Source organism: Pseudonocardia halophobica (assembly GCF_050948485.1).
GTDB classification, from domain to species: Bacteria; Actinomycetota; Actinomycetes; order Mycobacteriales; family Pseudonocardiaceae; genus Pseudonocardia; species Pseudonocardia halophobica.
Genome location: NZ_CP192046.1, coordinates 3,104,031 through 3,116,702, shown reverse-complemented (window position 1 = coordinate 3,116,702; position 12,672 = coordinate 3,104,031). Strand labels below are relative to the sequence as shown.

11 protein-coding genes and 1 riboswitch are annotated in these 12,672 nt (G+C 74.6%); of the genes, 4 read left to right on the top strand and 7 right to left on the bottom strand.

The genetic code is table 11. From position 1 onward, the window contains the following. Positions 1-2: 2 nt before the first annotated feature. Positions 3-332, bottom strand: coding sequence for a hypothetical protein (locus tag ACQP04_RS14995; protein WP_433507644.1), 330 nt, complete (start codon positions 330-332; stop codon positions 3-5). Positions 333-666: 334 nt separating this feature from the next. Continuing rightward, positions 667-753, bottom strand: a complete 87-nt coding sequence (locus ACQP04_RS14990) for a putative leader peptide (protein WP_358212644.1) — start codon at positions 751-753, stop codon at positions 667-669. A gap of 487 nt (positions 754-1,240) precedes the next feature. Then, positions 1,241-1,354: riboswitch (SAM riboswitch) on the top strand. Between the two features lie 56 nt (positions 1,355-1,410). On the opposite strand from ACQP04_RS14990, the gene ACQP04_RS14985 reads away from it, so the two are divergent. Together ACQP04_RS14985 and treS are read left to right on the top strand one after the other, a co-directional pair. Continuing rightward, a complete protein-coding gene (locus ACQP04_RS14985) occupies positions 1,411-2,880 on the top strand; it encodes an aminotransferase class V-fold PLP-dependent enzyme (protein ID WP_433507643.1) in 1,470 nt (489 codons plus the stop codon). Between the two features lie 168 nt (positions 2,881-3,048). Further along, on the top strand, positions 3,049-5,313 hold the full coding sequence (gene treS / locus ACQP04_RS14980) for a maltose alpha-D-glucosyltransferase (RefSeq protein ID WP_433507642.1): 2,265 nt from the start codon (positions 3,049-3,051) through the stop codon (positions 5,311-5,313). A 423-nt stretch (positions 5,314-5,736) separates the two neighbouring features. On the opposite strand, the gene ACQP04_RS14975 is transcribed toward treS, so the two are convergent. The 5 genes from ACQP04_RS14975 to ACQP04_RS14955 all read right to left on the bottom strand — a co-directional run bounded on the left by ACQP04_RS14975 (position 5,737) and on the right by ACQP04_RS14955 (position 11,456). After that, positions 5,737-6,753 carry a ribose-phosphate diphosphokinase gene (locus ACQP04_RS14975; RefSeq protein WP_433507641.1) on the bottom strand — a complete coding sequence of 339 codons (1,017 nt, stop codon included), beginning with the start codon at positions 6,751-6,753 and terminating at the stop codon, positions 5,737-5,739. A 23-nt stretch (positions 6,754-6,776) separates the two neighbouring features. Next, the gene (locus ACQP04_RS14970) at positions 6,777-7,727 is read right to left on the bottom strand and encodes a PfkB family carbohydrate kinase (protein ID WP_433507640.1); all 951 of its coding nucleotides are present in this window, start codon (positions 7,725-7,727) and stop codon (positions 6,777-6,779) included. A gap of 17 nt (positions 7,728-7,744) precedes the next feature. Further along, entirely contained in the window at positions 7,745-8,149 is a 405-nt protein-coding gene (locus ACQP04_RS14965) for an SRPBCC family protein (protein WP_433507639.1), read from the bottom strand. 77 nt (positions 8,150-8,226) lie between these two features. Next, complete coding sequence (locus ACQP04_RS14960) at positions 8,227-9,846, bottom strand: class I adenylate-forming enzyme family protein (protein WP_433507638.1); 1,620 nt, start codon at positions 9,844-9,846, stop codon at positions 8,227-8,229. After that, the gene (locus ACQP04_RS14955) at positions 9,843-11,456 is read right to left on the bottom strand and encodes an FAD-dependent oxidoreductase (RefSeq protein ID WP_433507637.1); all 1,614 of its coding nucleotides are present in this window, start codon (positions 11,454-11,456) and stop codon (positions 9,843-9,845) included. Before ACQP04_RS14955 ends, ACQP04_RS14960 begins: the two co-directional genes overlap by 4 nt. Positions 11,457-11,538: 82 nt before the next feature. Here ACQP04_RS14955 and ACQP04_RS14950 point away from each other — a divergent pair, with 82 nt between their 5' ends. Both ACQP04_RS14950 and ACQP04_RS14945 read left to right on the top strand, forming a co-directional pair. Next, positions 11,539-12,174: a TetR family transcriptional regulator C-terminal domain-containing protein gene (locus ACQP04_RS14950; RefSeq protein WP_433507636.1), complete on the top strand. Its 636-nt coding sequence runs from the start codon at positions 11,539-11,541 to the stop codon at positions 12,172-12,174. Between the two features lie 9 nt (positions 12,175-12,183). Further along, positions 12,184-12,666 carry an HIT family protein gene (locus ACQP04_RS14945; RefSeq protein ID WP_433507635.1) on the top strand — a complete coding sequence of 161 codons (483 nt, stop codon included), beginning with the start codon at positions 12,184-12,186 and terminating at the stop codon, positions 12,664-12,666. The last annotated feature ends 6 nt before the right edge of the window (positions 12,667-12,672 follow it).

Here is a 12,672-nt window from a genome sequence, read left to right as displayed (position 1 = left end):
CCTCAGCTCGGCAGGAGTCGGCCGGGCGCGCCCACTGCCGACCGGGTCAGCCCGGCGATCGGGACGCCGGCGGGGGCGAGGTCGCGGCCCTGGTTCAGCAGGTCGCCCTGCTCGAACGCCGTGGACGACGGCTCCACGTACGGTGCCTCCGGCGCGGGGGCCGGCTCCTCGTCGTTGTGGGCCGTGAGCAGCGGCGCGAGGTCTAGCACCAGGTCCGGCGTGGCGGCCTGGGCCGGCCCGGTGAGGCCGACCACGGCGGCGGCCGCCAGGGTCGCGGACCCGGCGACCCGGGTCAGTGCCGACCGTGGTGGTCGGTATCGGTGTCGCGGCACGACAGTGTCTCCACTTCTTCTCGTCTGGGGAGCGGACGGCGGCGGACCGGCACCCGGGGACCAGCCGAGGGGTCCGATGTGGACGGACCTGCGACGGTGGGGCGGGCGGCGGTGGGCACGGCCTGGTGCACCGTCCGACGGACGGGCCGGGTCGGGTCGACGGGGTCGGTCCGACTGGGCCCGGTCCGGCGGCCCGGGTGGGCGGCACTCGTGCCGCGTGACGGCCGTGTCGGAGACGACGACCGGCGGGGACCGGACGGAGCCGGGCGGGCGGGGACGGGCGGTGCGCCGGAGCGAGGGTCGGCGAGGCGGTGGCCCGGGACGGGCCCGGGCCTCAGCTCACCGTCGCGCTACACAGCGCGCTCGCCACGCGACGCAGATCGACGTGACGTCGATAGGCGAAGCGGTCGGTGAGGCGCATGGCCGGAACTGTGTCATCCGGACGGAGCAGTGGAGATCACCGGGGTCGGACAGAGGGTCGTCCCACGGCCGTTCCGGACCCATTTCCGGTCCTTTCCCGTGGCCCAGGCCACTCGTTTCGGCGGTTCATCGGCGCCGGAACGGGTCCACGGCGACGTGTGACGGGGGCCGGATTGTTCACGCGATCGTGTCGACCTGGCCGGGAACCGATCACGTGTCAGCGGCTCGACCTGGCGGTTCTCCGACGCCCTCCCTCAACCGGGTGACGACGCCTCTCCCGTCGGCCATGGACGCAGAGTGACCAGCCGTCCCGGTTCGGAAAAAACGGGACGGAAATGCCGCGGAAATGGGCCGGGCCGCCCGAAGACCGGACATTCGACGCCGATCCGGAACGCGTGCGGCCGCAATGTCCGGTCATTCCGGCCGCGGTTTCCGCGGCCCGGATCACACTTGACCGTCCAGCGGATCGGCACCTACCGTCGTCGTCAGGTCAAGAGCGCCAGCGCCAAGCCCCGGCTCGCTGGCCGGCAACCCTCCTCCGCGGTGGGGTGCTCCGGGTGACGACCGGGCCGCCGCGGACCCGCGGCCGGCAAGCGCGGACCCTTCCGTCCGGCACCTCGTGCCGCACCGGGTCCAGAGTGATCCGGGAGGATCCACGATGTCCGACGTCCGCACCCAGGTCGACACTCGGGTCGACTCGGCGCCGCTCTGCACCGAGGTCCCGGGCTGCACGGCCGCCGAGGAGCCCACGCGCACCGCGACCGCCGCGACGACCCCGACCACCACCCTCACCACGACCCCGGCGCCGACGCCCCTGCCCGAGCTCGTCGGCACCGGGCTCCCGGTCCCGCTGGTCGACGGCCGCACCGTGCCGTACGCGAACCTCGACCTCGCCGCGAGCGCCCCCGCGCTGCGCGCGGTCGCCGACCACGTGGCCGAGCTCCTCCCCTACTACTCGAGCGTGCACCGCGGCGCCGGCTACGCCTCGCAGGTCTGCACCTCGGTCCTCGAGGGCGCCCGGGACACCGTGGCCCGGTTCGTCGGGGCGCGCGCCGACGACGTCGTCGTGTTCACCCGCAACACCACGGACGCGCTCAACCTGCTCGCCGGCGCCGTCCCCGGTGCCACGCTGTGCCTCGACGTCGAGCACCACGCCACGCTGCTCGCCTGGCGCGGCACCGACCACCGCGTGCTGCGGGCCCCGGACACCGTCGGCGAGACGCTCGATCTCCTGCGGGACGCGCTGACCGCCGAGCGGACCGCCCTGCTGGCGATCACCGGCGCCTCCAACGTCACCGGCGAGATCCTGCCGATCGACGAGATCTGCGCGATCGCGCACGCCGCCGGCACCCGGGTGGTGCTCGACGCCGCCCAGCTCGCCCCGCACCGCCGGGTCGACATCGCGGCGTCCGGTGTGGACTACGTGGTGCTGTCCGGGCACAAGCTCTACGCACCCTACGGCGCCGGCGCGCTGATCGGGCGGCGTGACTGGCTCGACGTCGCCACCCCGTACCTCGCCGGCGGCGGCGCGGTCCGGTCGGTCGGCGTCGAGGACCGCACCGCCGAGGTCAGCTGGGCCCCGGCGCCGCACCGGCACGAGGCCGGCACGCCGAACGTCCTCGGTGCCGCCGCCCTCGCCGCCGCCTGCCGCGCGCTGGACCCGGTGATCGACGAGATCGCCCCCGCCCACGAGCGCGCCCTGCTCGCGCGCCTGGTCAGCGGGCTGTCCGGGATCGCCGGCGTCCGTCCCCTGCGGATCTGGGCGGACGCGCCGGACCGGGTCGCGGTCGCGTCCTTCACGGTCACCGACGTCCCGGCCGGGCTCGTCGCCGCGGCGTTGTCCGCCGAGCACGGCATCGGGGTGCGCGACGGCCGCTTCTGCGCCCACCCGCTGCTCGCCCGCCTCGCCGGCGGCGCCGACGCGGTGCGCGTCAGCCTCGGCCTGAACACGACCGAGGAGGACGTCGACCGGCTGGTCGAGGCCGTCCGCACGGTCGCGACCGCGGGTCCGCAGTGGGACTACCGGGAGGTCGACGGCCGGTGGACCCCGACCCCGGACCCGCGCGACCTCGACCCGCTGCGGCTGGGCGCCGTGGCCGGGCCGGGCGGGGCGGCCTGCGGGCACTGATCCCGCCCGGCGGCAGGGTGCCCCGCCGCCGGGCGGCGGGACGCGCCGCTCGGCCTGTGCGGTCGGGTGGACGGGCGCATCGTCGGCGCGTCACCGTCGTGTCCCCGCACGGTCGGGTGGTACACCCACCCCGGGCGACGACCGGGTCGCGGCGAGCACGGAGAGTAGATGTCAGACGACGCAGCGCTGTCCGAGGGACAGGCCGGGGACGGTGCGGAGCAGCAGCCCCACGAGCCCAGTGAGATCACCTACGCGGAGCACCTCCATCCCGCGCGCCCACGGACCCTCCGCCATCGCGCCCGGGCCAAGTCGCCCGTCGTCCGGCGCTCGGTGGCGAAGGACGGCGCGGCGACCGGGGAGAACCCCGCCTACGTCTCCTGGCTGCTCAGCCAGTCGATGCTCGCCGACTCCAACGAGATCTCCCGGCAATTCTCCGGCCAGGGCACGATGTGGCAGAACCCCTTCGCCGACCCCGGCCCGCGCCAGGCCGTCGAGTCCGCGTCGGTGTGGTTCACGGCCTACCCGATCTCGCTGATCACCCGGCCCGGACAGTCCTTCCTGGCCTCGTTGGGCGACGAGGCGCTCTGGAACGCCTTCTGCACGATCGGCATCGAGGCGATCCACACCGGACCGGTCAAGCGCGCGGGCGGCATCTCGGGCTGGCAGTACACGTCCAGTGTCGACGGCCACTTCGACCGGATCGGCACGGAGATCGACCCCGCCTTCGGCACCGAGGCCGAGTTCCGCGCGATGTGCGGCATGGCCACGTGGTCCGGCGGCACGATCATCGACGACATCGTGCCCGGCCACACCGGCAAGGGCGCGGACTTCCGGCTCGCCGAGATGAAGTACGCCGACTACCCCGGCATCTACCACATGGTGGAGATCGAGGAGGAGGACTGGAACCTCCTGCCCGAGGTGCCGCCGGGCCGGGACTCGGTGAACCTCGACGTGCCCACCGAGGAGGCCCTGGAGAAGGCCGGGTACATCATCGGCCGGCTGCAGCGGGTGATCTTCTACGCCCCGGGCGTCAAGGAGACGAACTGGAGCGCGACCAAGCCGGTGGTCGGCGTCGACGGCGTGGCCCGGCGGTGGGTGTACCTGCACTACTTCAAGGACGGCCAGCCCTCGATCAACTGGCTCGACCCGTCCTTCGCCGGCATGCGGCTGGTCATCGGCGACGCCGTGCACTCGCTGGCAGACCTCGGGTCCGGCGCGCTGCGGCTCGACGCCAACGGCTTCCTCGGCGTCGAGAAGAGCGCCGAGGGCATGCCGGCCTGGTCCGAGGGGCACCCGCTCTCGTCCGCGGCCAACCACCTCATCGCCAGCATGGTGCGCAAGCTGGGCGGGTTCACCTTCCAGGAGCTGAACCTGACGATCGACGACATCCGCGCCACCTCCGAGGCCGGCCCGGACCTGTCCTACGACTTCGTCAACCGCCCCGCCTACCACCACGCGCTGGTCACCGGGGACACCGAGTTCCTGCGGCTGACCCAGCGGACCTCGCTCGAGCTGGGGGTCGACCCCGCCGGGCTGGTGCACGCGCTGCAGAACCACGACGAGCTGACCTACGAACTCGTGCACTGGGCCACGGGGCACCGCGACGACCTCTACCCCTTCGCCGGCGAGGAGCTCACCGGCGAGCAGCTCGCCGAGCGCGTGCGCGCGGACCTCACCGCCGCTCTGACCGGCGACGCCGCGCCGTACAACCGGGTGTTCACCACCAACGGCATCGCCTGCACCACGGCGACCGTCATCGCCGCGACGCTCGGGCTGTCCTCGCTCGACGCGATCACGGACGAGGACGTTCCCGAGATCATGCGGGTGCACCTGCTGCTGGCGATGTACAACGCCCTGCAGCCGGGCGTCTTCGCCCTCTCCGGCTGGGACCTGACGGGCATGCTCACCCTGCCGGCCGACGAGGTCGCCGAGCTGATCGCCGAGGGCGACACCCGCTGGATCCACCGCGCCGCGCACGACCTCATGGGCACCGCCCCGCAGGCGGTGAGGTCCGCGTCCGGGATGCCGCGCGGCCGTTCGCTCTACGGTCCCCTGCCCGAGCAGCTGGAGGACGAGCGCAGCTTCGCCCGGCAGCTGCAGGCGATCCTGGCCGTCCGGTCCCGCTACGGGATCGCCGTGGCGCGGCAGGTCGACATCCCGGACGTCTCGCACCGCGGCATGCTCGTGCTGGTCCACGAGCTCGACCCGGGCGAGGACGGCGGCCGCCGGATGCACGTCACGGTGCTGAACTTCGCCGCCGAGGCCGTGGTCGGCACCGTGCGCTCCGAGCACCTGGTGCCCGGCAGCCGGGTCATCGACATGTTCACCGACAAGGAGTGCGGCGTCGTCGACGACCTGCAGGCCTTCGTGGTGGAGCTCGAGCCGCACCAGGGGCACTCGCTGCTGCTGGAGGTCCCCGAAGACCCGCGCTGACGCGCCCGTGCGCGGCGGGTGGGTGCCACCCGCCGCGCGGTCAGGCCGCGGTCGTGCTGCGGAAGTAGTGCCCGTCCCCCAGGTCGTCGAGGAGACCGGGGTGCGTCGGCTCCCAGCCGGGCTCCGTGCGCGTCAGCTCGTTCGAGGCCGGGCAGTCGAGGGCGAAGAAGCCACCGAGCCAGCTGAAGTGCTAGGCGGACACCGGCACGACGGGCAGGTCGAGCCCGCGCCCGATGGCCTCGGCGATCCGCCAACCTCGAGCTGCAGGAGCGCGAGCTGATCAAGATGACCAGGCTGGCGACGGCCCTGACCGAAGGGCTGCGCGAGTCCGTCGAGCGGCTGCGCTCCCTCACGCGCTGACGCACCCGCGGCCGTGCGTGGGGCCCGAGCACCACTCCGCGCGCGGTGCGGCGGAGCCGCAGGTCAGAACGGGTGGTTCTTGCCCCCGAACACCTCGCTGACCGAGTCGTTGGTGAAGATCCGGCGGATCGAGTCGGCGAGCAGCGGCGCGCAGGACACCACGTGCACGGTGTCCGGGGCGCCCGGCCGCAGCGGGATCGTGTCGGTCACGACGATCCGCTCGAGGGGCGAGGCGGCGAGGTTCTCGTAGGCCTTCCCGCTGAACACCGCGTGCGTCGCCGCCGCGACCACCCGCTTCGCGCCCGCCCGGGCGACGGCCTCCCCGGCGGCGCGCAGCGTGCCCGCGGTGTCGATGATGTCGTCGACGATGATCGCCGTCCTGCCCCGGACGTCTCCGATCACCTGGCTGATCTGGGCGACCTGCTGCTGCGGCCGCTCCTTGTCGAGGATCGCCAGGCCCGCGCCCAGCCGCGTGGCGAACTGCTTGTTCAGCTTGACCCGCCCGGCGTCGGGCGCGACGACGACCAGGTCCTCCCCGGCCAGGCCCGCCGGCCCGGTGAAGTGGTCGGCCAGCATCATCAGCGCCGTCATGTGGTCGACCGGGACCTGGAAGAAGCCCTGCAGCTGCCCGGCGTGCAGGTCCATGGTCAGCACCCGGTCGACGCCGACGGCCTCCAGCGTCCGCGCCACGACGCGGGCCGAGATCGGCTCGCGCGCCGCCGACTTCTTGTCCTGCCGGGAGTAGCCGTACCAGGGCGTCACGGCGATCACGCGGTGCGCGCTGGCCCCGACGGCGGCGTCGATCATGACGAGCAGCTCGAGGAAGGCGTCGTTGGCGTTCACGCCGGTCGCGGCGTTGCCGCACATGGGCTGGACGAGGAAGACGTCCGCCCCGCGGATCGACTCCTCGAACCGGCAGTACACCTCGTCGTTGGAGAAGGTCCGGAGCGTGACGGGGCCGGGCGCGACCCCGAGCCGCGCGCCGATGGCATCGGCCAGCGCCGGGTTGGCCCGGCCGGAGAAGAGCATCAGCCGCGTGTCGTGGCCGAGGCGCAGCGAGGAGCCGTCCGAAGTAGTCACAACGGGGCGACGATAGTCCCGCGTCAGCCCCCGCGCCGCTCCGATCCGGCCAGCTCGTCCTCGATCCGCGGTGCGTGCGGCATGCCGCCGCGCGCCCCGCTCTCCGCGACCGACAGCGCGGCCGCCACCACCGCGCGCCGGACCGCCCGCGGCACCGTCTCCCCTGCCGCCAGACCGGCAGCCAGGACGCCGTTGAACGTGTCGCCGGCGCCGGTGGTGTCCCGGACCGCGGGCGCCGGATGGGCCGGGACGTGCTCGACACCGCCGCCGGGGTCGACGACGAGTGCCCCCTCGCCGCCCAGGGTCACCACGACCTCCGCGTTCGTCCGGCGGGCCAGCGCGGTCGCGCGCTCCTCGACCGAGCCGCCCGCGTCGCCGTCGGGCAGCAGGGCCGCCAGGTCCCGGATCTCGGTGGTGTTGGGGGTCAGCACCGGCCCGTGCCGCAGCAGCCGGCCGATCACCGGCAGCACGGGCGCCGGGTTCACGACGCACCGGATCCCTCGTGCCGCAGCGGTCTCGACCGCCGCGGCCACGGCCTCCTCGGGAATCTCCGTGCTGACCAGCACGCACCCGGCCCAGCCCGCCGATCCGGCGACGGCCGAACGCACGGCCTCCGGGTCGACGGCCATGTTGGCCCCGCCACCCACGGCGATCTGGTTCTCGCCGGCCGCGTCGACCACGATCAGCGCCACCCCGGTCGGCACGTCGTCCAGCACCGCGACCGCGCCGACGTCGATGCCCTCGGCACGCAGCTCGGCCACCGCACCGGACCCGACGTCGTCGGCGCCGACCGCTCCGACGTACCGGACCTCGGCGCCCGCGCGCGCCGCGGCCACCGCCGCGTTGGCGCCCTTGCCGCCGCCGAACCGCTCCACCCCGGGCCCGACCACGGTCTCGCCGGGGCCGGGCAGCCGCGGCGCCCGCACCACCATGTCGACGTTGACCGCGCCGACCACGAGGACTCGCGCGGGCACGGGCTCCGCGCGGCCGGTCACGGGCGGGAGAGCAGGCGGGCGAGGGTGTCGAGGTCGGCCTGCACCGCGGCGAGGTCCCGCTCCACGTCCACGTCGCTCATGTCGGGCCGTTGCCGGACCGTGAAGACGAGGTCGCAGCCGTCCTCGTTGGGCAGCACCCGGACCGGGTTGGAGACGACCTCCCCGCTGGGCAGCGTGACGTCGTGGTCGAGCACGCCGAACTCGTTGCGCGGGGCGAAAGTGATCTCCACCGTGCCCATCGGCGACTCGGTGATCCACCGCCCCTCGTGCAGCTCGACGCTCGACGAGGCGAGGCCGGCCGCCCACCGGGGCAGGTTGGTGGGGTCGGCGACGAAGGCGTAGACCTCGGCCGCGGGCGCCTCGATCCGGACGCCGAGGTGCCGGCTCGGGAGAGTGGACACGGGCATTCCTTCCGCTCGGGCCGCCCACCCTGCCACGCACCCCCGACAGGACCACCCGGCCGCCGCCGCGATCACCCCTACCCCACCCCCAGCTCCGCGGCCAGCTTCCGCCCCAACGCGACCTTCTGGATCTTGGTGGCCGACATCGGCCAGTCGTCGACGAACCGCAGGTACCGCGGCACCTTGAAGGAGGCGAGCGAGGCGCGGCAGTGGGCCAGCAGGTCGTCGGCCGTAGCCGTCGCGCCCGGCCGGAGCTCGACGAACGCCGCCGGCACCTCCGTCAGCCGCGGGTCCGGGACGCCGACGACGGCGACCACCGCCACGTCCGGGTGCCGCGCGAGCACGACCTCGACCTCCATCGAGGCGACGTTCTCCCCGCCGACCTTGATCATCTCCTTGATCCGGCCGCGGTAGCTCACCCGCCCGTCCGCGTCGACGAAGCCCAGGTCACCGGACCGGAACCAGCCGTCGGCAGCCGTGGTCCGGGCGGTCTTCTCCGGGTCGTTCCAGTAGCCGTCGAACAGCCCCGGCCCGCGCACGACGATCTCGCCCTGCGTCCCCGGCGGGAGGAGCTCGTCGTCGACGGGGTCCATCGCGGCCATCTCCATCCCGGGCAGCGGGCGGCCGTTGGTGCCGAGGCGGACGTCGTCGGGGTCGTCCGGCGAGGTGGTGGCGCCGATCCCGCCGACCTCGCTGCTGCCGTACGAGGTGAGCTGCACGGTCGACGGGGCCAGCGCCTGCAGGCGGCGGAGCGTCTCGGGCGGGCCGACGTTGAGCATCAGCCGCACCCCGGCGAAGACCGGGGCGAAGTCCGGCCGTGCGACCAGGGCCTCGATGATCGTCGGGAAGCAGGTGAACGCGATGGTCACGCGCTCGTCGCGGATCTGGGTGAGCGCCCGCGCCGGGTCGAAGCGGCGGTCGGTCACGAAGGTGCCGCTCGCGTCGAGGATCGCGAGCAGCGGATTGAGGAAGCTGAGGTGGAACAGCGGCAGGACGTCCCAGAGCACGTCCGCGGGGGTGCAGCGGAAGCGGGTCCGGCCCACCCCGACCCCCACGCCGACGACGGCCTCGTGGCTGAGCGGGCAGCCGCTGGGATGCGCCGTGGTCCCGGACGTGTAGACCATGAGCGCGGTCTGCCGCAGCGAGACCCGCTCGCGGAGCTCCCCGATCCGGGCGGCCGTCGCCTCCGGGTCCGGGCCGGCGAGATCGAGCGCGACGAAGCCGTCGACCGCGCCGACCGCGGCCGCGACCCGCAGCGCGGGCAGGCCGTCGAGCGCGAGGGCCGCGGGGTCGCCGTCCAGCCCGGCCGCCGCGCGGATCAGCTCCGGGTAGTCCGCGGGCGAGTCCGGGTGCCCCGTCACGACGACGGCCTCGATGCCGGCATCGGCCAGCACGTGCCGGACCTCGGGCACGGCGAACCGGGTGTTGATCGGCACCGCGACCGCACCCAGCGCCGCGCACGCGAAGAGGATCTCGACGCCCTCGGCCGAGCAGTCCGCCGCCACCGCCACCCGCGCGCGGGGACCGACGCCGAGGTCGAGCAGCTGCTCGGCGATCCGCTCGGCGCCGGCGAGGACCTCGGACCAGGGGGTGCGGCCGTCGGGCGTGACGATCCCGGCCGCCGGGTCGGCCGAGGCCGCGGCCCGTACGAGCAGGTCGGCGAGGGTGGGCAGCTCGCGCCAGGCCCGGCCCGTCATCGCCCCGCCTCGGCCAGTGCCGCGACGCGGGCGCCCGCGTGCCGCCCGGCCCGGTACCCGAACACCATGCCCGGGCCCAGCGTGCCGCCCGCCCCGCCGTAGACCATGCCCGTCACACCGGCCATGGCGTTGCCCGCGGCGTAGAGCCCCGGGATCGGCGCGCCGGCGAGGTCGAGGACCCGGCCGTCGACGTCCGTGCGCGGGCCGCCCTTGGTGCCCAGCGCCCCACTGTGGATCTCGACGGCGTGGAAGGGGCCCTCGGTCAGCGGGCCGAGGGTGGCACCGGGGCCCGGGTAGTGGGTCTGGTCGCCGTTCCAGCCGTCGTAGGCGCTGGTGCCGCGGCCGAAGTCGGTGTCGGCGCCGTCGGCGACGTGGGCGTTGAACCGGGCCACGGTCGCCGCGAGCTCCAGCGGCGGCACGCCGATCCGGCGGGCGAGCTCGTCGAGCGTGGCTGCGGTGGTCACCCAGGCCGGCGGCTCCGCGCCCGGTGGGAGCGACAGGAAGCCGTAGCGCCGCAGGTACTCGGCGTCGAACACGAGCCAGCAGGGCAGGTTGGCGTAGCTGAACGTGGTCGGGTCGAACTGGTGGAAGGCGCCGCCGAGGGCGTTGTAGTTGGCGGCCTCGTTGGTGAACCGCCGGCCGGTCCGGTTGACCATGATCGACCGGGGCAGCGACCGCTCGCGCAGGACCAGCTGGGCCCGCTGCCGGCCGAACGCCTCGTCGCCCGGGATCTCGACGGTCGGCACCCACCAGGCCTCGCGCATCGTGCCGAGCTGGGCACCGGCGGCCATCGCCAGGCGCAGGCCGTCGCCGGTGTTGGTCGGGACCGATGCCGGGCTGGTCATCGGGCCACGCAGGTAGGCCCGCACCAGCTCCGGGTCCCACTCGAACCCGCCCGTCGCCAGCACCACGCCCCGTCGCGCCCGGATCTCCGAGCCGTCGGCGAACCGGACGCCCTCGACGCCGTCGCCGAGGATCAGCGAGGTCGCGCGCAGCCCGGTCCGCGGCGCGATCCCGCGGTCCAGCAGCGCCTTGAGCAGCCCGCCGACCAGCGCGTGCCCGCAGCCGCGCAGGTCCCGCTCGCGGCGCTCGTCGCGGCTCGGCGGCCCCGGCCGCCCGCCGCCCATGAAGGTCTCGGTGAGCATCAGCCGCGGCAGCCGCTCCGGCATGACGACGCGGTCCGCCCACTCCCCCAGCTCGCGGAACGAGAACAGGTCGGGATCCAGTGAGCGGCCGCCGCCGGGCTTCCCGCCGGGGTGCTCCGGGTGATAGTCCGGGAGCCCGGGGACCACGTGGTAGCGCACCGGCGTGACCGCCTCGATCCAGCACACGAACTCGGGTCCGGTGTCGACGAACGCCTCGGCGAGCGCGGGCTCGATCAGCCCGTGGGACAAGGAGTCCAGGTAGGCCAGCGCGTCCGCGCGACCATCGGGCGTGGACTCGTGGGGGTTGGCGGGGATCCAGGTGGTGCCGCCGGAGAGGGCGGTGGTCCCGCCGACCCGCTCCCCCTTCTCGACGACGGCGACCTCGGCCCCCGCGTCGGCGGCGGCGACCGCGGCGACCAGGCCGGCCCCGCCGGTTCCGAGGACCACGACGTCCACGGTCTCCATGCACACCCTCCCTGCCGGTCCAACTGCCAAACGCCCGGTAGATGGCAGAAGTTTGTATAACGCGTGTTGTATCGTCCGTCAAATGCCCCGCCGCATCGACGCCGACGCCCGGCGCCGCGAGATCGCCGCGCTGGCCGCCGCGCTCGTCGCCCGCCGGGGCACGGACGGCCTGTCGCTGCGCGCCCTGGCCGCCGCGGCCGGGGCCAGCACGACCGTGATCACGCACTACTTCGCCGGCAAGAAGGAACTGCTGCAGAGCGCGTACCACGCCGCCGTCGACCAGGCCCGCGACCGTGTCCGCGAGGCGCCGGGCGAGGACGACCCGCGCCGGCTCGTCGCGCTGTGCGAGGCCGTGCTTCCGCTCGACGCGCCCCGGGCGGAGAACTGGCGGACCTGGCTCGCCTTCTTCGGCATCGCCGTCGGGGAGCCTGACCTGGGCGCGGTCCAGCGGCGGCGCGTGACCGGCCACCGCGACCTGATCGCCGACGCCGTGCGGGCCGGGCAACGGCTCGGGACCGTCGACGCCACGCGGGACCCGGACGAGGAGGCCCGCACCCTGCTGGCCCTCACCCACGGCGTCGCCGTGGAGGCGGCCTTCGACCCGGACGACTGGCCGGCCGCCCGGCAGCGCGCGCTCGTCGCGCGGCACGTCGCGGCGCTGGCGCACCCACCGTCCCGTGAGGACTCACCGGCTGCGCCGGCGCGCGAATCGTCCTAGCGTCGCACCATGAGCGACAGCGCTGACCCGTCGTCCGACACCCGGCTCGAGGCCCTCCGGCGCGGCGAGAAGCTCCCGAACCTGATCGCCGAGACGGCATCGGGGTTCGCGGTGTTCGGCGACCACCAGAAGCTCCCCGGCTACTGCCTGCTGATCCACGGGGCCGAGGTCGAGCACCTCGACGACCTCGAGGAGACCGAGCGGATCCGCTTCCTCTACGAGCTGTCGCTGCTCGGCCAGGCCGTGCGCACCGCGCTGCGGGACGACCCGCAGTTCCGCCGGGTCAACTACGAGGTCCTCGGCAACACCTGGCCGCACCTGCACGGGCACGTCCACGCGCGGTACGAGTGGGAGCCGGACGACTACAAGTTCCTGCCCGTCTGGCGCTACCCCGACCTGCGCGGCGCCGAGCACGCGGCCGGGACGCGGCACGAGGAGCTGAAGGAGCGGATCGCGCTCGAGCTGCGGGCGCTGCTCGCGGGCGGTCCGTAGCCCGCC